The sequence below is a fragment of the Streptosporangium sp. NPDC001559 genome (assembly GCF_042893955.1).
GTDB lineage: Bacteria > Actinomycetota > Actinomycetes > Streptosporangiales > Streptosporangiaceae > Streptosporangium.
In genome coordinates this window covers 549,766-569,027 of record NZ_JBIAVG010000003.1, presented here as the reverse complement: position 1 = coordinate 569,027, position 19,262 = coordinate 549,766, and the positions used below count along the sequence as shown (strand labels likewise).

Sequence of the window (19,262 nt, the reverse complement as noted above, 5' to 3'; positions counted from 1 at the left end):
TCAGGTCTCCCGCGAGACGTTCTCCGGCCGCCTCCTGCCGGAGGGGGGCCGGGCGCGCGAGGCCGACGTTGGACGGCGGCGCGGCACCCGGTGAAGTCGTCAGGCGCGGTGTTCCGCGGTCGGTCTCTCCGGCACCGGGACGATGCCGTCGGGCTCGGAACCGCCATCGCGTCCCGGTGAAGACTGACGGCCCCTTCCTTTCTGCCACCACCGGCGGTTCTCGCGGTACCAGTCCACCACGGCCGCGATCCCCTGTTCGAAGGAGATCTCAGGCTCGAACCCGAGCTCCTGCCTGATCTTGGTGCTGTCCAGGGAGTAACGCTCGTCGTGCGCCTTGCGGTCCGGTACTCGGCGCACACGCTCCCAGCCGGCGCCGCACAGTTCCAGCAGGCGCTCGGTCAGCTGAAGGTTGGTCAGCTCGGTACCGCCTCCGATGTTGTAGACCTCCCCGGCCCGTCCTTGGGTGAGGACGAGGTGGATCGCCCTGCAGTGGTCCGCCACGTGCAGCCACTCGCGCACGTGGTGACCGTCGCCGTAGAGCGGAACGTCACCGCCGTCGATCAGGTTGGTGACGAAAAGCGGGATGACCTTCTCGACGAACTGGTAGGGCCCGTAGTTGTTGCAACACCTGGTGACGGAGACCGCCACCTTGTGAGTACGCCAGTAGGCTCGCGCGAACAGGTCGCTGGCGGCCTTCGACGCCGAGTACGGGGAGTTGGGCGCCAGCGGGGTCTCCTCCGTCCACGACCCGTACGGGATGGAGCCGTACACCTCGTCGGTGGAGACGTGTACGACGCGTTCCACTCCCGCGTGCCGACACGCCTCCAGCAGCGTCTGGGTGCCGACGACGTTGGTCATGACGAACGGCGCCGCGTTCTCCAGCGAGCGGTCGACATGCGACTCAGCCGCGAAATGGACGACCGCGTCGTGGCCGGGCAGCAGGTCGGCGAGCAGTCGCGCGTCGCACACGTCGCCTTCCACGAAGGTGAGGCGCGGATCCCCCACGGGCAGGCCGGCGAGGCTGCCCGCGTAGGTCAGCGCGTCCAGTACGGTGACCCGGACGTCCTGCGGCGACCCGGCGTAGCGGCCGTCGAGCAGGTCACGGACATAGGTGGATCCGATGAAGCCGGCGCCGCCGGTGACCAGCAGCCTCACGCGGGCACCTCGACGAGGCTGTCGTCACCCACGACCAGGTGATGTACGCGTACTTCCTGCCGTCCCTGCCGGACGTCGGCCTCCCGGCCGATGAGGGACCCCTTGACGGAGCGAACGCCCCGGATCGACGACCGATCCAGCATGATCGAGTCCTCGACCCCCGCGTCCTCGACCAAACAGCCGCTGCCGATCGCGGTGTACGGTCCGATGTAGCTGTTCTTGACCGCGGTACCGCTGCCGATGATCGCCGGTCCGTCGATCCGGGACGCCGTCACCGTCGCCCCGGCTTCGATGACCACCGAGGCACCGATTTGGGTGAGCGGATCCACCGTGCCCCGGACGCCGGGTGTGAGCTTCTCCAGCAACGCCCTGTTGCAGTCGAGCAGGTCGGTGACGTTTCCTGAGTCCTTCCAGTAACCGGTGCAGATGTGCGCGCGTACGTCACGTCCTTGCTCAACGAGCCACTGGACGGCGTCGGTGATCTCCAGTTCGTTGCGCCGGCTCGGCCGGATCCTGCGGACCGCGTCATGGATCTGCGGAGAGAAAAGATAGGCGCCCGTCACGGCGAGGTCGCTACGTGGCCGTGCCGGCTTCTCCTGCAGGCCGACGATCCGGCCGGAGGAGTCAAGCTCGGCGACGCCGTACTCGGAGGGGTCGGCTATCTTCACCAGCACCAGCTGGGCGGCCGGTCGCTCGGTCTGGAACTGCGCCACCGGTCCGGCGATGCCCTCGGCGAAGACGTTGTCGCCGAGATACATCACGAAGTCGTCGTCGGCCAGGAAATCCCGCGCGATCATGACGCAGTGCGCCAATCCCCTGGGTTCGTCCTGCGGGATGTAGGTGACCTCGACCCCGAAGGCGGACCCGTCCCCCACCGCTGTACGGATGGCCGTGCCGGAGGCGTTGACGATGAGGCCGATATCGGTGATCCCCGCCGCGCGCAGCGACTCCAGGCCGTGGAACAGCACCGGTTTGTTGGCGACGGGGACAAGCTGCTTGGGCGTGGTATGGCTGAACGGGCGCAGCCGGGAACCGGTGCCGCCCGCGAGTACAAGCGCTTTCATGATGACCTTTCAGACCTGTTGTTCCTAGAAGTTGAGGTCCGTTCCAGTTCGGTCTGTCTGAAGCACGTGGTGTGTCGAAGGCGCGGGTCGCCGGGCCGCTCGTACGGCCGCGGCCCGGCCTGTCCCGTGCGGCGGAAAACGGCCGGCGACACAGGACCGCCAGGCGCGGACCGCTCTGCCGTGCGTGTGCTACTGCCGCCGGTCCTTGGGCCCGGTCTCGCCGAGCCGGGTCGCGGCGCTGTCGTTGCGACGGCCGACCGGCACCAGCTCGCGTACGGTGGCCAGCCCAAGCGGCGGCACCATGCCGTAGATCGCCTCGTAGCGGCCCGGCGGTACGACGTAGGTCTCGTGCCAGAGCCCGGCCGCGGCGCCGGCTGTGGCCACGCGGTAGAACTCTTTCCACACCCGGCGGTGCGTCTCTCCGTGCGCGAACCTCATGAGCTCTTCCGTGCTGCGCCAGTACTGGATCACGACCATCTCTCGCAGTCCGTGGAACTGGATGCGGTAGCCCAGCAGGCCGCTGTCCTTGTCCGCGCTCGCCTCACGCAACATCGGCTTCATCGCGGTGATCATCGGAAGCCACTGGCGAACGGCTCGTATTTTGTTGATGCGGATCCCGACAAGGAATAGCACGATCTCATCATCGTTTTTGACACTAAAACGTCCGTTACGAACCTTTTCTCCCATTTCGGGCTCCTAGATAGCAGTGGCCGTGCGGGCTGCCGCGCCGCCGTCCCGGTGCCGTACGCCGTCGCCCGGATTCCTCAGCACGGCGAGGTGACTGGTTCCGGAGACAGGATCTGTGTCGCAGAGCGCGACCACGGGATACACGCCCTCCCACACGGCCCAATGGCGCGCCAGGGCCAGCCACACGCTGGTGCAGTAGCTTCCGGCCGCGGCACGATGCAGATCCGAGCCGCTGTCCGGCACAACCGCCGGATCCCCTCCCGGACCCAGCACCACGAGCAGCCGCCCGCTTTCCGGCACAAGCTCGGCCAACCGGGACGCCAGTTCTTGGGGCCGGTCGAACAAGTACACCGTGTCGACAACCCCCGTACCGGGTTGCCCGTCGAATGCCAGCAGCACCCCCGAGTCCACCTCCGCGGGCTCCGGCCGGTCGGCGTCCGCGGGCGTGGCGCATTCGACGACCGCGACCAGCGATCTCAGGCTCTGGCCGGTCCGCTCGTACGCGCTCGCGACACGCAACGCGGTGAAGGGGGCGCCCAGCCCCTGCCCGGAGAGCGCGACGCTGTGCGCCTTACCGCCTGTCACCGTGTTCAGGTAGGTCGAGACGGTCTTGTAAGGGAAATCGTCGGGCACCGCGTAGGTGAGCAGCGCCAGGTCAGGGCCGAACGCGGCCAGCGAAGCGCGCTCGACCAGCCGGTCGATCAGATTCGCATGGGATGTCTGATTCTGGTTCGCGCCGCGTCCGTACCCGTTCACCGCCACCGCGGTCCGTAGTCGAAGAGCCATTGTCAGGAGACTCCTGTGTCCGGAGGCGGGGTGAAGACCATGGCGGAGAACGTCATCCCGATCCCGATCCCGATGAACATCGCGGGACGACCGGGTTCGAAGCGCTTCTCCTCGCGCAACGTCACGTAGTTGATGAAGACGTCCGCGGCGAGGCAGTGACTGTAGCGGGGCACGTTGTCAACGAAGAACCTGCCGCGCAGCTCCTCGTCCTTGATGGTCTCCACCCAGTACGTGGTGTTCGGGTTCGTTGGAATGATCATCTGGAGGTCGTCCAGCGTGCATCCCGCCCGCCGGACGGCCTCGTTCATCACTTCGAGCAGGTTGTGGGGGCGCGCCTCGGCCGATGCCCTGGCCCGTTCGGCGGTCATGCTCATCCCGTCGGAGTATTCGCCCTTGGCCGCGGTCGCGAAGGAGCGGACCACGGCCCCCGGGCCGTCGAGGGAGATCAGGCAGGAGGCGGCGCCGTCCGCGACCATGCAGGTGTTCCCGACCAGCTGCGCCCCCCGATAGCGGGGCTTGTCACCTGTCACCACGAGGACCTGTGCCCCCGGGGTGGCCTCGGCCCGCAGCAGTGCCCCGGCCATGTCGATGGCCGACAGCGGGATGGCGCAGTTCTGCTGGGTGAGCGTGAAGGCCGTCGCACGCTCCAGCCCCAGCAGGTGCTTGATCTCCTGGGCCGTGTCCGACGCCGTACGGGCGACCCCCTGGAAGGCCTGGCAGTACATCAGGTAGCGCACGGAGTGTGGATCCGTCCGCGACAGGATCTCCCGCGCGGGTGGCAACACCAGGTCGTGCAGGCTCAGGTCGGGGTCGTAGTGCATACGGTCCAGCCCCTGGATCCGGCGGAACATGTGAGTCTGCGCCGGGTTCAGCTCAAGCTGTGCCGCCCGCTCCTCCACTGTCACCACTCGTTCGGGGAAGAAAGACTCCACCGCGTCAAGAGTGACCACCGAGTCCAGAGCAGATCGGTCGATATCAGTCAAAGAAGCCATATATCGCCTTAATGTGATCGCCATCGAACAGAGCGACGTCGAATCCGGTGATGACGGGCCCCTTGCCCGGCGCACCGCAGTGCCACACGAAACGCACCTGATCGTGGTGACCGTCGACGGGGCCCGGAACGCTGAACCGCATCCCCTCGAAACGCCGTGCGGTACGACCGATGTATTCGGTCAGCTCCGCACGGCCACGGGTGACGACGGTCGGGTCGGCGTAGAAGACGTCCTCGGTGAAGACCTCCTCCATTCTTGCCCTTCGGTCCTCGTCCGGCAGGTTCCAGATTGAGATGTATCTCTCGACTTTATTTCTGTGATCGGCACCCATGGAAATCCCTTCCGGATCCAGCGGACCGGATCTACCTTCCGCCGTATATTTGCTCCGCCACCAGGAGTTTCCTCGCGCGGAGAACGGCCAGCGACTCCTTTGTGAAACCGCCGGACGTCGGACGCTCCGGTATTTCCTGTCGTCGTGAGAAAGGCCGGTAATGAGCCAGGCTCCAACTCGACCCCTGCTCGATGAGCGATCTGTGCTTGGTGTCGTAGTAGCCCTTCATCAGGTTGACCGCGACACCCGACGCACCGGCCGCCGCCGCGAACAGATGCGGATGGAACCGGGTGGACAGCCACGTCTGTCCGGGCGCGGCGGGAAAACCGTCGCGCAGAACCTCATCCAGCGTGTAACGCCGGACGTTCGGAGCGAGACTTCCCGCCAGGTCCAACGCCCTCCTGTCCACGTCCGGCCAGCACTCGATCAGCCCGATGTCCCGCACACCCCATTCGGCCAGTGTCTTGGCGAAAAAACCGACGAGCATGCCCATCCCCTGATCGGAACGGACCGCGCGCGCCTGTTCCTCCCGGGAGAGGCGCGCCTCGCCCTCCAGCGCCGAAGCCGGCGGGAACAGGGTGCTGGGGGGGCGGGTGGACTGAATGGAGACCATCACCTCGGGCGTCTCCCCCCTCGGTTCGCCGAGCCACGCGCCCGGGGAGAGAAACACGTCGTCACACGAGTAACGGCCGTGCTCGCCGAGCAGACCGGCGGAGGCCTCGTCCCGCACATCCGCCACGGAGAACCGAGAAGCCAGGTCGACCACGAGATCACCCGCCCCGGCGATGGCCGGGTACAGACCGACCCCGGTGACCGCGGAGACTCCGCCGGAGTGTTCGGTCGCCGTCGCTATACCGGCCAGAAGACCGACGAACGCCGGCCAGATGCCGTTGAGGAAGCCCCCGCCGGTCAGGTGCACCACATCGGCCCGCCGGAGCAGCTCGACCCCTTCCCTGAGGTCGCCGGCCAGGGACGGATCGGCCACCAAGGACTCCGCTATCCCCTGTGTGCGCACCCCCTCCGACCAGTTCCGGAAGCAGATCTGCCACAGGACGGACATCGTGCGCAGCCGGGGATGGACTCCGCCCAGCATGGCGACGACGCCGGCCGGATCGACGCAGTCGAGCACCACGTCCGCGTCGGGAGCGGTCTCGGCGAGGTACCTCAACCAGGTGGCGGCGATGAGCTCGTCACCCAGGTTCGGGATTCCCGCGGTCGAGACCAAATAGTAAAGCGGGCGATTTTTAGAGCTCATTCACACTCCCGGGTACGCGTCGTCGAATTTTCACCATCAGCTTCTTCGACAAACCCGGAATGGCACAATAGGCCGCCCGCTACGTTTTCACTATATTAAGATTATGTGCCCCGATCACGGCTCATAGAGTTTGCGCGCCCCCGAGGCGTTTTCCCCGAGATAGTCGTCCGGGTTGACCAGCTTGCACAGTCCCAGGGACAGGCAACCGCAGCCGATGCATCCGGCGAGCCGGTCGCGGAGCCACTCAAGACGCTGGATTCGACCGTTCAGGTCTTTTTGGTAGCATTCCGACAGCTTGGCCCAGTCTTCCTTCGTCGGCGTACGTCCCTCGGGAAGGATGGACAGGTAGAAGCTGATCTCCGCAAGAGAGGTCCCCAGCTGCTGGGACGCGCGGATAAAGGCCACCCTGCGAAGAGTGTCACGCGAGTAACGTCGTTGATTGCCCGCCGTGCGGCGACTGGCTATGAGCTTCTTGCGTTCGTAGAAGCGCAGGGTGGAGGTGGCCACACCGCTACGCCTGGACAATTCTCCGACCGTCAGCTCCACAGCTTGACGATAGCTCATGCAAATGGGGAGAACCATTGTTCCGCTCACTGCGTGAGCGGCTCTTACGCGGTGGCCCGCGTCAGTGGGTGCCGATCAACTCGTCGCACGCGCCGCGAGGGTCTTCAACGCCGAATCGAGTGCCTGCATCTGAGGCTTGTTCCGCCGCAGCGTGCCGATGACGACTCCGTCCTCCACCCCCAGCTCCGTGAGGGTCCTGGCGATGGAGTGGGCCACCACCGGATGCGGTGAGATCTCCAGGAATCTCCGGTGGCCGTCGGCCACGGCGGCCGAGACAGCCGCCACCAGCCGCACCGGGTTGCGCAGGTTCGCCGCCCAGTACGCGCCGTCCGCGGCGGGTGTGGTCCGCGGATCGGGCAGTGCCGTCGAGTAGACCGGCACCTCGTAGGCGCGGGGTGCCAGATCGGCCGTGGCCGCCAACAGGTCGTTGAGCAACGGATCCATGTGGGAGCTGTGGAAGGCCACGTCCGAAGCCAGATGGAACGTCCCGATCCCCTCCTCCTTCCAGGAGCGGGTCAGTTGCCCGATCACCTGGGGAGAGCCCGCCACAACGGTCGCGGCAGGCGCCGACGCGATGACGGCCGCCGCGTCGGCATGGCCGGTCAGCCGCCGTTCCACCTCGTCGAACGGCAGGGTAACCATCACCATGGCGCCCTGCCCCGCCACCCGGCGCAGGAGCAGCGACCGTCGGCAGATCAGCCGGGCGCCGTCCTCGATCGACAGCGCACCGGCCGTCACCGCCGCGGCTATCTCTCCCACCGAGTGGCCGATGACGGCGGCGGGTTCGGCGCCCTGCTCGCGCAGGAGTTCCACCAGACCGACCTGCATCGCGAAGATCATCGTCTGGACCCGGTCGACGCGGTCAAGACTCCCCTCGGTCAGCACCCGCCGGGGGGAGAAGCCGACCTCTCGCAGGAAGATCGGCTCCAGGGCATCGATCACCTTGGCGAACGCCGGCTCCTCCAGCAGCTCACGGCCCATGCCGGGCCACTGCGAGCCGTGTCCGGAAAAAACCCACACCTCGCTGTTCATAGAGTTCTCCTCTCGGCGATGATTCCGGTGAGCGCGACGAGGAAGCCCAGAAGGCCGACAGCCGTGACGACCCCCAAAGGGGAGAACGCGGGAACCGTGACGAGAGCGAGCACCAGGACTCCGCCGAGCTGTACCGCGCTCTGATACAGAGCGGTGGCCATCCCGTGTTCCGCAGCGCGAAGCCCGCTGAGCGCTTGCATGTGCAGGGCGGAGAAGCACAACGCGAACCCCCCTCCGACGATCAGCAGAGCGGGCAGAACGCCGACCGCGTACTCCGTGAGGAGATCCGGTCGATCACCTCGGAAACGCCACACCGACAGGTATCCGATCGGCAGCAGCGCGGCCCCCAGGGCGATCGGCCCTCTCGTGCCGAAGCGGCCGACCAGCCGGCCGGAGAACGGGGCCGTCAGCGCCACCGGCAGGCTCGCGGGCAGCAAGGCCACCCCTGCCTGCAACGGCGTCCAGCCGAGCCCGTCCTGTAGCCGGAAGGTGCACGTGACGAGCAGGCCCCAGAACGAGCCGTTGAGGGCCGCGGCGCCGAGTGCCGACCGCAGCAGCCCGCGGCTCACCGGCAGGCCACGTCCGCCCGCCGGGACGCTCGTATCTCCGGCGCGCCCTGGAATCAGCCGCACGCCGAACAGGAACAGCACCAGTGCGACCGGTGCGGGAAACAGGAACGTCCACCGCCAGTCCACCTGCGTGACCAGGCCGGACAGCAGCAGCCCCGCGGAGAATCCACAGGCCCCGAATGAGCTGTAGACCGAGATCGCGCGGTTGCGGGCCTCGCCCTCGGGAAAGGCCCGGCCGATGACGGCCAGCCCGGTCGGGGCGGTGAGCGCGACGCAGGCGCCCTTGACCACTCGGGCGAGGACCAGCACGGCGATGGAGGTCGCCGCGGCGCCCACCGCGGAGACCACCGCGAACACCAGCAGCGCGACCAGGTAGACGCGACGCTCCCCCCAGCGGGCGACGGCCCGGCGGCCCGCGACGAGCAGGCCACCGAAACCGAGCGCGAACCCGCCGACGACCCACTGCGCCACGGCGTCATCGACACGCAGGTCATGGCCGATCGCGGGAAGGGCGACGATCGCCACCGACACCTCCAGGGCGTCGATGAGCATGTTGCCGGAAAGGACCGCCAGGAGACCCCACCGGTCACGGACCGGAGCCGCGGGAACGGTGGACGTCATCCGGAGGTCACCACCCGCCAGCTACGCGGGTCACGGAAGGCCGCGACACGGTGTTCCCCGCGGTTCCAGCCGGACCGGCTTAGCGCGTGCCGTACGCGCGCGGAGCCGGTCGCGGTTCCCCGCCTCGCGGACCAGGCGGTCAGTACCGAGATCAGCGCGGCCAGTTCCTCGGCCGTCGGCCGTCCCTTCTCGATGCGAAAGACCACGTCCTGCACCCTGTCCCCCCTCCACTGTTCACTTGTGCGTGCGGTCCCGCGTCAGATCACTATCCCGCCGTCCACCTGGAGTACCGATCCGGTGATGTACGACGCGCCTGCCAGATAGACGACCGCGTCGGCGACCTCCTCCGAACTGCCGAACCGGCCCAGCGGGATCGCGGACAGGGCCTCCTGCCGGCGTTTGCCGGAAAGGTCGGCGGTCATGTCCGTCTCGATGAGACCGGGAGCGACCACGTTGGCGCGGATGCCGTACTTCCCGACCTCCTTGGCCAACGCCCGGGTGAAGCCGATGATCCCGGACTTGGCCGCTGAGTAGTTGCACTGGGTGGGGTTGCCGAACACCCCGGACACCGACGAGATGTTGACCAGGCTTCCCGACTTGCGCTTCATCATCGGGAAGATCACCGAACGGCAGACGTTGTACATGCCGCTGAGGTTGACGTCGACGACCTGGTGCCAGTCCTCGTCGGGCATCCTGAGCAACGGGCCGTCCCGGACGATCCCCGCCGAGGTCACGACCGTGCCGAGGGGGCCGACTCGCGCCTCGGTCTCGGCCACCCAGCCGCGTACGGCGTCGGCGTCGGTCACATCGACCTCGGTGGCCACCGCTCGGCCGCCCAGCTCCGCCGCCTCCTTCTCCAGGTCGGCGGCGGCGGTCTTGTTGGACCGGTAGCAGAAGGCGACCTGCGCCCCCTGCCGGGCGAAACGCAGAACCGTGGCACGGCCGATGCCCCGGGATCCCCCGCTGACCAGAACGACACCCGGGCTGCTGTCAGGCATGAACGGACTCCTTAAGGTAACGGTGGATCGGGGCGGGGCTTCGGGTACCGGGCCTCAGTCGGTGACGGGCTGGGCGAACTGGGCCGCGTACAGTCGGGCGTACGCTCCGTCGGCCGCGAGCAGCTCGTCGTGCGTGCCCTGCTCGACGATGCGACCGGCCTCCATCATCAAGATGACGTCGGCCTCCCGGATGGTGGACAGGCGATGCGCGATCACGAAACTGGTCCGTCCCTCGCGCAGAGAGTTCATCGCCCGCTGGACCAGCAGCTCGGTACGGGTGTCCACCGAACTGGTGGCCTCGTCCAGGACGAGGATCGCGGGATTGGCGATGAAGGCGCGGGCGATCGTGATCAGTTGCTTCTCCCCCGCGCTTATGCCGGTTCCCTCCTCGTCGAGGAGCGTTTCGTACCCTGCGGGCAGTGTGCGCACGAGATGGTCCACATAGGTGGCCCGTGCCGCCGTCACGATCTGCTCGTGGGTGGCGTCGCGGGCGCCGTAGGCGATGTTCTCGGCGATCGTCCCCTGGAACAGCCAGGGATCCTGCAGAACCATGCCGGTCTTGGACCGCAGGTCTTCGCGGTCCATCTCAGCGATGTCCACTCCGTCCAGCAGGATCCGGCCCGAGCCGAGCTCGAAGAACCGCATGAGCAGGTTGACCAGCGTCGTCTTGCCCGCACCGGTAGGGCCGACGATCGCCGCCATCTGCCCCGGTTCCACGGTGAGCGACAGGTTCTCGATCAGCGGGACGTCCGGCTTGTACTGGAAAGACACGTTCTGGAACTCAACTCGCCCGCGTGCTTCGGCGACCCGCCGCGGTTCACGCGGGTCGGGCTCCTGTTCGGTCTCGTCCAGCAGTTCGAAGATGCGCTCCGCCGAGGCCAGGCCGGACTGAATCAGTCCTGTCATCCCCGCCACCTGGTTGAACTGCTGGGTGAACAACTGGGAGTACTGGATGAACGCCTGCACGCCACCGAGGGTGATCGTCCCGGAGATGACGCCCAGGCCGCCGACGACCGCGATGACGATGTAGTTGAGGTTGCCGATGAACATCGTGGCGGGACGGGCCATCCCGGAGATGATCTGGGCCTTGTAGGCGGCCTGGTAGAGCTTCTCGTTGTGCTCCCGAAAGACCTGGGCCGACTCCTCCTTGCGGCCGAACAGCGTCACCAGCGAGTGGCCCGTGTACATCTCCTCGATATGGCCGTTGAGCTTGCCGGTCGCTCCCCACTGCGTGAGGAACTGAGGCTTGGCGAGCGCGCCGATACGGGCGTTCACCCAGAGCACGAACGGCAGCGTCACCAGGGCGATCGCCGCCAGCAACGGCGAGATCACGAACATCATCGCGAGCAGGCCGACTATGGTCAGCATGACGGTCAGGACCTGGTTGAGCGTCTGTTGCAGAGACTGCGCGAGATTGTCGACATCGTTGGTGACCCGGCTCAGCACCTCACCGAGCGGTCGCCCGTCGTAGTAGCCGAGCGGCAGCCGGGACAGTTTGGCCTGCGCCTGCTCGCGCAGCCTGAAGATCGCCCGCTGCACGATGACGCTGGTCAGCCTGCCGGCCAGCAGGGTGAGGGCGGTCACGGCCGCGTAGACGGCCAGGGCCAGCAACAGCACCCGGCCGACCTGACCGAAGTCGATCCCGTGACCGGGAACCACGTCGATCCGCTCAATCATGTCCGCCCTGGCGCTCTGCCCCTGCTGCCGCAGCTGGGCCAGCGCCTGCTCCCGGGTGATTCCCGGGGGAAGACTCCGGCCGAGCACCCCGGCGAAGATCAGGTCCGTGGCCCTGCCGAGCACACGGGGCCCCACCAGGGTGAGCAGCACGCCCAGGGCGACCGAGGTCGTGATGAGCACCACCAGCAGCCGCTCGGGCCTCAACAGGTTCAACACCCGCCGCGCGGTGCGGAGCGCGTTGCGCGACCGCTCGAGCTGCGGGCCGTTCATGAGGGCGGCGGGGCCGCGAGGCACGACCCCTCCTGGGGAGGACGCGGGCGACGCCTCGTTCTTGGACTTGCCCACCGTGGTCACGCCGCCTCCCGCTCGGACAGTTGGGAGAACACGATCTCCTGGTAGGTCGGGTTGCTCTCCAGCAGCTCCCTGTGGGTGCCGACGCCGACGACCCGTCCCTGGTCAAGGACGACGATGCGGTCCGCGTCACGGATCGTGCTCACCCGCTGGGCGACGATCACGACGGTGGCCTCGGTGGTCTCCTCCGCCAGCGCCGTGCGCAGTGCCGCGTCCGTGGTGTAGTCGAGGGCGGAGAAGGAGTCGTCGAACAGGTAGATGTGGGGACGGCGGACGAGCGTACGGGCTATCGCGATTCGCTGCCGCTGCCCGCCTGAGAGATTGGTGCCGCCCTGGGAGATCTCGGCCTCTAGCCCGCCGGACAACTGCCTGACGAAGTCGCCGGCCTGGGCGACCTCCAGCGCGTGCCACAGCTCCTCGTCGGTGGCGTCCGGCCGCCCGTACCGCAGGTTGGAGGCGATGGTGCCGGAGAAGAGGTACGGCCGTTGCGGCACCATCCCGACCTCTGCCGAAAGGGTGGCCGGGTCCAGGTCGCGGACGTCGGTCCCGCCGACCAGCACGGTGCCCGCGGTCACGTCGGCGAGTCGGGGAACGAGATTGAGCAGGGTGGTCTTACCGCTGCCGGTGCTGCCGACCACGGCGAGCATCTCCCCGGGCTGGGCGACGAGATCGATGCCGGACAGCACCGGCTCCTCAGCCCCGGGGTAACCGAAGGCCGCCCCGCGCAGTTCCAGCAGGCCGGGACGGGGCACCGTGCGGACCGGATCCGCCGACGGGACCACGCTGGTCTCGGTGTCGAGCACCTCCTGAATCCGCTCGGCGCAGACCTCGGCGCGCGGGACCATCATGAACATGAAGGTCGCCAGCATCGTCGAGCCCATGATCAGCTGCAGGTAGTTCATGAACGCCGACAGCGAGCCCACCGACAGCGAGCCTCCATCGATCATGTAACCGCCGAACCACAGCACGGCGACGCTGGAGATGTTGGTCAGCAGCATCACCAGCGGGTACATCATCGCGATCAGCCAGCCGGTGCCGATGCCCAGCACACGCAGATCGCTGTTGACCGCCTTGAAACGGGCTCGCTCCGGGACGTCACGGACGAAGGCCCGGATGACCCGGACTCCGGCGATCTGCTCGCGCAGTACCCGGTTCGCCTCGTCGATACGGCTCTGCATCCGGCGGAACAGCGGACGCATCCGCCGGATGATCAATGTGAACATCACCATCATGGAGGGCAGGCTGAACAGCAGCACCGCCGACAGCGGCACGCTCTGACGCAGGGCCAGCACCGTCCCCGCCACGCAGATCAGGGGTGCCGTCACCATCATCGTGAACGCCAGCAACGCCACCATCTGAACCTGCTGGACGTCGTTGGTCGTACGAGTGATCAACGACGGGGTGCCGAACCGCCCGAGCTCACGAACTGAGAAGTCCTGCACCCGGTCGAAGATGGCGGCCCTGATGTCGCGCCCCAGGGCGAGGGCGGCACGGGCACCGAAGTAGACGGGACCTGCCGTGGCTATCACCTGCAGCACCGTCACGCCGAGCATGACGCCACCGAGCCACAGGATGTAGTCGGTGTCCCCCTTGATCACGCCGTTGTTGATGATCTCGGCGTTCAACGTGGGCATGAGGAGCATGCCGACCACCGACAGGAACTGCAAGGCGACGAGCGCGATCAAGGAGGACCGGTATGGGCGCAGATATAAACGCATGAGTTTGAAGAGCACTCGACCTCCCAAGGTCGGAAGCCGCGGCCCATAGAGGACCGATGACATCTTGACCATGCAACTTGAAGCCAGGTTCAAGTCAACTGCTCCGCCTTGGACACCCGTCCGGCCGCGTCACCGAGGGCGACGCGGCCCGCCTCCGGTCAGGCGGCCGGGTCGGCCAGGCAGCCCTTGAGCACCTCGTAGACACCGGCCAGGTTGACCATACGCTCAAGTTCGGACTGGTCGACCGTCACATTGAAATTGATTTCCAAAGACGCCAGAATCTCGATCGCCTGCATCGAGTCGGCCTCATGGTCCTCGACGAACAGACTCGTCTCGGTGACATCGTCGCTCTCCAGGGAAAGGACGTCACAGACGATTTCCTTGACCTTCTCACGTACCTCGTCGGTCAGAACAGCCATGTTTTGCCTCCAGGTGTGGGTTACTGCGGAGGGTTGCCGTGCTTACGGACGGGAAGGTCCGCGTGCTTGGTCCGCAGCATGTCCAGTGAGCGGATGAGAACCCCGCGGGTTTCGGCCGGGTCGATGACGTCGTCCACCAGGCCGCGCTCGGCGGCGTAGTAGGGATGCATCAGTTTGGCCCTGTACTCCTTGACCAGCGCGTCCCGCATCGTGTCCGGGTCGTCGGCCGCCGCGATCTCCCGGCGGAAGATGACGTTCGCCGCCCCCTCGGCCCCCATGACCGCGATCTCGTTGGTCGGCCAGGCGAAGCTGAGGTCGGCGCCGATGGAGCGCGAGTCCATCACGATGTACGCGCCGCCGTACGCCTTGCGGAGGATCACGGAGATCCTTGGCACGGTGGCGCCGCAGTACGCGTAGAGCAGCTTGGCGCCGTGCCGGATGATTCCGTTGTGCTCCTGCGAAACTCCGGGCAGAAAACCGGGAACGTCGACCAGGGTGACGAGCGGAATACTGAAGGCATCACAGAAGCGCACGAAGCGGGCGCCTTTCTCCGATGCCTCGATGTTCAGCACGCCTGCCATTGATTGGGGTTGACTGGCCACGATCCCAACCACGTGTCCGTCCAGGCGCGCCAGCGTGCAGATGAGGTTGGTGGCCCAGCTCTCGTGCACCTCCAGGTGTTCGCCGTAGTCGACGATCTCCTCGATCACCCGGCGCATGTCGTACGGGAGATTGCCGTGCGCCGGGACGACGTCCAGCAGCGCTTCACAACGCCGCTCCGCCGGGTCGTCACAGTCGGCCCGCGGAGGAGTCTCCCGGTTGTTGCCGGGCAGCAGCGACAACAGGTACCGGACCTGCTCCAGGCAGGTCTCCTCGTCGTCGTAGACGAAGTGACACACCCCTGAGGTTCCGGCGTGCACGTCGGCGCCGCCGAGCCCGTCATGGTCGATCTCCTCGCCCGTCACCGCGCGAATCACGTCCGGGCCGGTGATGAACATCTTGGAGGTGTTGCGGACCATGAACACGAAGTCGGTCAACGCGGGCGAGTAGGCCGCGCCGCCCGCACACGGTCCGAGCATGACGCTGATCTGCGGAATGACTCCCGAGGCCCGGGTGTTGCGCTGGAAGATTCCGCCGTAGCCGGCCAGCGCCATGACCCCCTCCTGGATCCGCGCGCCCGCCCCGTCGTTCAGCGAGACCAGGGGGGCGCCGGCCGTGGCGGCCATGTCCATGATTTTGTGAATCTTGTGGGCGTGGGCCTCACCGAGCGCCCCGCCGAAGATCCGGAAGTCATGGGCGTAGACGAAGACGGTCCGCCCTTCCACGGCGCCCCAGCCGGTGACCACTCCGTCGGTGTAGGGGCTGTTGTCCAGCAGCCCGAACTCGGTGGCGCGGTGCCGGCGGAGTGGCTCCACCTCCTGGAACGTCCCCGGGTCCAGCAGCAGCGCGATCCGTTCCCTGGCGGTCAGCTTCCCCTTGGCCCGCTGGGCCTCCGTGGCCCGCTCACTCGGCCCGTCGGCGGCCTGTCGCTTCAGGCCCGCGAGTTCCTCCACTAAGCCGATCACGGCTGGAGTCCTGTCTTCGGGCACAGTTTCTCCTTGAATCGCAGCCTATTTTCTATGCCATATTCCCTAATCAACCGGCACGACCGAAGAAAGACATTTACCGGGCTTTACATAATGCTCTCTCCATTGCCCTCCGGCCCGCAAGAGGCACAGTTCTAAGCTTTTGCTAATCCCTGTCGGCGGATGGTTTCCTCACGGTGCCGCAGGCCGGCCCTGTGACGCGCGCCCCATGTCCGTGCCCGGACGCAGCGCCATCGTCGCGCGGCCGATCTCGGCGATGAGGCGACCGGCGACCGTGCTCTCACCTTCGAAGATGAGCGTGTCGCCGAAGTCCCTGACGAGCCGGACCCGGTGCTCCACCACATCGCCCGGACGCGCGTGCCCGGACAACCTCACGTCCGAGACACCGCCGAGGAGCGGGACCTGCCCGGCCTGGGTTCGGAGAGTTCCCGCCGACCGGCCGCCGAGGACGGCGGCGGCCTGACACCATGACTCGACCAGCAGGACTCCCGGATAGTCGTGGGCTTCCTCACCCGCGTCGGGGGGCATCGTCCGGTACCAGGGCTCGTTGCACGTGACCGCTTTCAGCGCGGTCAGCCGCTCACCGGGCACGAGCTCGGTCACACGATCGATGAGGAGAATCGGATAGCGGTGCGGCAGGATCTTCTTGAGCTCGCCCACGCCGATCACTCGGTGCTCTCCTCCCGCGCTCGCCGGGCCTCGAAGCGCAGGCGAACGCGTGCCATGACACCGCGTTCCGTGCTGACGGTCGCCGAACAGCGCGGACCCGTATCCCCGGCCGACGACACGCAGTCGATGACGAGCCGGTCCTCGGGAAGGACCGGACTGAGAAACCGGCCTGATTCGATGGCCGCCAGCCGCCAGCCGCCCGGTGTCTCGGGGAGGTTCGCCAGCGCGGCCAGCCGTACGTACTCCACAACGCACATACCGGGAAGGATCGGCCGTCCCGGATAGTGTCCGGCGAACACGGCCTCCGTGGTTTCGACGGTAACGCCGGCCTTCACATGTTCCGGCCCGGTCTCGAAGACCCCGGGCAGCGTACTGACGGGACTGCACACCTCCGGTGTCGCCATCGGTCTCCTCTCAGCGGGGGTCGCCCAGGCGTAGCACGGCCGCGGCGGCCGTCCCGCTCGGCGGGTCGATCGAAGTGATCACGGCGAGCCGCCCCGCCGCCCCGGGATCCCGTTCGGCCAGGCTGAGCACCGCGGCCAGCTGGAAGGCCGCCGAGCAGGCATGGGTCTCGCCGATGAGTTCGGTCACGAAGGGAAGATCGACGTCGGCGGACACGGCCTCGTTGAGGGCCGCGAGCTCGGCCTTGCCCGCCGCCCCCGCGGCTCCCGAGGCACAGGTCGCCCACACGTCCGCGGCCGAACGGCCGGCTGCGGCCAGGGCGCGCCGTACGGACCTGTCCACCACGCCGCCCCAGTCACCGTCGACGCAGACGCGGAAATCCAGTGCGAGCACCTCGGCCAGGATCGGGGTGTCGGCGGACGGCCGGGTGGTGAGCGAGAACATCGCGCAGCCCTCACCGAGAACCGTCGCGGAGGCGCCGCTCTCCCGCGCGTGGAACTCCAGCCACGAGCGGGCGCGGCTGTACTCCTCGGCCGCCCCGAACAGCACGGTCCGTGCTCTGCCGGTCAGCAGGAGCCGCCGCGCGTAGCCCAGCGCCGCCAGACCGGTCGGCCTGCCCGAGGCGATCGTGGCGTTGGGGCCCTTGAACCCGTGCCAGATGGCGCACTGACCGGCGGCACCGTTCATCACACCGTACGGCGTGGTAGCCGGGTCGGTGCGGAAGGGCAGTTCAGCGGTCAGCGCGGTCCTGATGGTCTCCATCATCGTCTCCGCGCTGCCGGTGGTCGTGCCCAGGACGAGCGCGGTGGTCCCGTCGGCTGCGATCTCCTCCTGAAGGCGGCGAACGGTGGTGACGGCCAAACCGGAGACCCGGTTCATGCCCCGGGTGCCCTTCTTGCCCAGCACCTCACGCTGCTCGAATCCCACGATCAGGCCGGCCCGCTCGTCGGGCGGTGTTCCCCACCGTTCCCGGTCGAGCTCGGTGACGGCCGTGCGCCGGGTGGACACCCCCTCGACGAAGGCCTCCCGGCCCATGCCGAACGGAGAGGCCGCCGACCACGCCGTGATGACCGGATACGCCAGACCATTCATTTGACCTGCTCCTTGTACTTACCGAAGAGCACGACCGCGTTGTTGCCCGCGAAGGCCAGCCCGTTGCTCTGCACGATCCGCAGGTCCGCCGGGACGGAGTGGTTCGGAACGCAGTCGATCTCACACTCGGGGTCGGTCTCGACGTGGTTGACGGTGGGCGGGATGAACCCGTGTGTGATGGCCAGGGAGCAGGCGGCCGCGGCGATCGCGCTCGCCGCCCCCATGGTGTGGCCGATCATGGACTTCAGGGAGACCGTGCGGGGCGGCCGTCCCCCGAACACCTCGTTGACCGAACGACACTCGGTCACGTCGTTGGCCTTGGTCCCGGTGCCGTGCGCGGAGATGAGGTCGACCTCCTCGGGCCGCACCCCCGCGTCCTCAAGCGCGAGCCTCATGCAGCGGGTGATGCTGTCCTGGTCGGGCGCGACGGGATGGTAGGCATCACAGTTCAGGCCGTATCCCAGCACCTCGGCGTATATACGCGCCCCTCTCGCGAGAGCGGACTCCAGGCTCTCCAGCAGGAGCACCGCGGCCCCCTCACCGGTCAGGATCCCCTTCCGGTTCCTGTCGAAGGGCCGGCAGTAGTCAGGGGCGATGGTGCCGAGCCGGTAGAAGGCGGTGAACGTCTTTCTGCAGACGGCGTCGGCCCCGCCGCACAGGGCGAAGTCGGCCTCCCCCAGCCGGATGGCGTCGACCCCGCTGCCGATCGAGTAGTTGCCGGCCGAGCAGGCGGTGGCGAATGTCATCGCCTCCACGTCGGACATGCCCAGTTCCCCGGCGATCGCAGCCGAGAGCCTGCCCGCCGGGATGGTGCGTACGATCCCCGGGTCCCAGGACTCGGGACCCGCCGCCACCTCGGCTTCGGTGAGAAGGTCGATCTCCCGGGACCCTCCGTCGGTGGTGCCGATGGAGATGTGCCCACGCCTGTGCCGTAGCCCCTCCTCATCCAGGCCCGCGTCGGAAAGGGCCATCCTGGCCGCTGCCACGGCGAACTGGCTGGCGCGGCCGAGCTGTTCAACCGGCGTGCGCCGAATCCACACCTCGGGCTTGAAGTCCCTCACCTCACAACCGTTGACGTGGGCGAACCCGGTGGTGTCGAAGGCGGTGATCGGTGAGACACCGCTACGGCCCTCCCGCAGGCCCTCGGTGAACTCCTCGACACCCACACCGATGCTGGAGATCACACCGACCCCGGAGACGACCACACGTCTGAGGGCGGGTCTCCCCCGGCGCGCCTCATCGGTTTGTACGACAGCTACAGACATGAGTCTCCTTAGCCGAACCGGCGAAGTCT

Annotated in this window: 20 protein-coding genes; all 20 read right to left on the bottom strand. The window is 67.4% G+C overall.

Translation table 11 applies throughout. The features are described from left to right. Positions 1-99 precede the first annotated feature (99 nt). The 20 genes from rfbB to ACFYY8_RS09630 all read right to left on the bottom strand — a co-directional run bounded on the left by rfbB (position 100) and on the right by ACFYY8_RS09630 (position 19,233). Entirely contained in the window at positions 100-1,155 is a 1,056-nt protein-coding gene (gene rfbB / locus ACFYY8_RS09725) for a dTDP-glucose 4,6-dehydratase (RefSeq protein ID WP_390038980.1), read from the bottom strand. Next, positions 1,152-2,219, bottom strand: a complete 1,068-nt coding sequence (locus ACFYY8_RS09720; protein ID WP_390038978.1) for a glucose-1-phosphate thymidylyltransferase — start codon at positions 2,217-2,219, stop codon at positions 1,152-1,154. Before ACFYY8_RS09720 ends, rfbB begins: the two co-directional genes overlap by 4 nt. A 189-nt stretch (positions 2,220-2,408) precedes the next feature. Continuing rightward, entirely contained in the window at positions 2,409-2,906 is a 498-nt protein-coding gene (locus ACFYY8_RS09715) for a DUF4188 domain-containing protein (RefSeq protein ID WP_390038976.1), read from the bottom strand. Positions 2,907-2,915: 9 nt separating this feature from the next. Beyond that, entirely contained in the window at positions 2,916-3,668 is a 753-nt protein-coding gene (locus ACFYY8_RS09710; RefSeq protein WP_390038974.1) for a hypothetical protein, read from the bottom strand. Between the two features lie 26 nt (positions 3,669-3,694). After that, positions 3,695-4,624 carry a 3-oxoacyl-[acyl-carrier-protein] synthase III C-terminal domain-containing protein gene (locus ACFYY8_RS09705; RefSeq protein ID WP_390038972.1) on the bottom strand — a complete coding sequence of 310 codons (930 nt, stop codon included), beginning with the start codon at positions 4,622-4,624 and terminating at the stop codon, positions 3,695-3,697. Positions 4,625-4,667: 43 nt separating this feature from the next. After that, positions 4,668-5,015, bottom strand: a complete 348-nt coding sequence (locus ACFYY8_RS09700; protein WP_390038970.1) for a nuclear transport factor 2 family protein — start codon at positions 5,013-5,015, stop codon at positions 4,668-4,670. 31 nt (positions 5,016-5,046) lie between these two features. Beyond that, positions 5,047-6,270 carry a polysaccharide pyruvyl transferase family protein gene (locus tag ACFYY8_RS09695; RefSeq protein ID WP_390038968.1) on the bottom strand — a complete coding sequence of 408 codons (1,224 nt, stop codon included), beginning with the start codon at positions 6,268-6,270 and terminating at the stop codon, positions 5,047-5,049. A 114-nt stretch (positions 6,271-6,384) separates the two neighbouring features. Further along, on the bottom strand, positions 6,385-6,834 hold the full coding sequence (gene soxR, locus ACFYY8_RS09690; RefSeq protein ID WP_390038965.1) for a redox-sensitive transcriptional activator SoxR: 450 nt from the start codon (positions 6,832-6,834) through the stop codon (positions 6,385-6,387). 75 nt (positions 6,835-6,909) lie between these two features. Beyond that, entirely contained in the window at positions 6,910-7,866 is a 957-nt protein-coding gene (locus ACFYY8_RS09685; protein ID WP_390038963.1) for an acyltransferase domain-containing protein, read from the bottom strand. Then, positions 7,863-9,056 (bottom strand): MFS transporter, encoded by a 1,194-nt coding sequence (locus ACFYY8_RS09680; RefSeq protein ID WP_390038961.1) that lies wholly within the window; start codon positions 9,054-9,056, stop codon positions 7,863-7,865. Before ACFYY8_RS09680 ends, ACFYY8_RS09685 begins: the two co-directional genes overlap by 4 nt. Further along, complete coding sequence (locus ACFYY8_RS09675; protein ID WP_390038959.1) at positions 9,053-9,262, bottom strand: acyl-CoA carboxylase subunit epsilon; 210 nt, start codon at positions 9,260-9,262, stop codon at positions 9,053-9,055. The genes ACFYY8_RS09680 and ACFYY8_RS09675 overlap by 4 nt, the downstream gene beginning before the upstream one ends. A 51-nt stretch (positions 9,263-9,313) precedes the next feature. Continuing rightward, positions 9,314-10,054 (bottom strand): 3-oxoacyl-ACP reductase FabG, encoded by a 741-nt coding sequence (gene fabG / locus ACFYY8_RS09670; protein WP_390038957.1) that lies wholly within the window; start codon positions 10,052-10,054, stop codon positions 9,314-9,316. Positions 10,055-10,108: 54 nt separating this feature from the next. Next, the gene (locus ACFYY8_RS09665; RefSeq protein ID WP_390038955.1) at positions 10,109-12,085 is read right to left on the bottom strand and encodes an ABC transporter ATP-binding protein; all 1,977 of its coding nucleotides are present in this window, start codon (positions 12,083-12,085) and stop codon (positions 10,109-10,111) included. After that, positions 12,082-13,767, bottom strand: a complete 1,686-nt coding sequence (locus tag ACFYY8_RS09660; RefSeq protein WP_390038953.1) for an ABC transporter ATP-binding protein — start codon at positions 13,765-13,767, stop codon at positions 12,082-12,084. The genes ACFYY8_RS09665 and ACFYY8_RS09660 overlap by 4 nt, the downstream gene beginning before the upstream one ends. Before the next feature lie 191 nt (positions 13,768-13,958). Further along, a complete protein-coding gene (locus ACFYY8_RS09655; RefSeq protein ID WP_390038951.1) occupies positions 13,959-14,219 on the bottom strand; it encodes an acyl carrier protein in 261 nt (86 codons plus the stop codon). Between the two features lie 20 nt (positions 14,220-14,239). Beyond that, positions 14,240-15,784 carry an acyl-CoA carboxylase subunit beta gene (locus ACFYY8_RS09650; protein ID WP_390038949.1) on the bottom strand — a complete coding sequence of 515 codons (1,545 nt, stop codon included), beginning with the start codon at positions 15,782-15,784 and terminating at the stop codon, positions 14,240-14,242. 192 nt (positions 15,785-15,976) lie between these two features. Beyond that, entirely contained in the window at positions 15,977-16,474 is a 498-nt protein-coding gene (locus tag ACFYY8_RS09645) for a 3-hydroxyacyl-ACP dehydratase FabZ family protein (protein ID WP_390038947.1), read from the bottom strand. Next, positions 16,471-16,878, bottom strand: coding sequence for a hypothetical protein (locus ACFYY8_RS09640; RefSeq protein WP_390038945.1), 408 nt, complete (start codon positions 16,876-16,878; stop codon positions 16,471-16,473). The genes ACFYY8_RS09645 and ACFYY8_RS09640 overlap by 4 nt, the downstream gene beginning before the upstream one ends. Positions 16,879-16,888: 10 nt before the next feature. After that, a complete protein-coding gene (locus tag ACFYY8_RS09635; protein WP_390038943.1) occupies positions 16,889-17,968 on the bottom strand; it encodes a beta-ketoacyl synthase N-terminal-like domain-containing protein in 1,080 nt (359 codons plus the stop codon). Next, positions 17,965-19,233 (bottom strand): beta-ketoacyl-[acyl-carrier-protein] synthase family protein, encoded by a 1,269-nt coding sequence (locus ACFYY8_RS09630; RefSeq protein WP_390038941.1) that lies wholly within the window; start codon positions 19,231-19,233, stop codon positions 17,965-17,967. The genes ACFYY8_RS09635 and ACFYY8_RS09630 overlap by 4 nt, the downstream gene beginning before the upstream one ends. Positions 19,234-19,262: the final 29 nt, after the last annotated feature.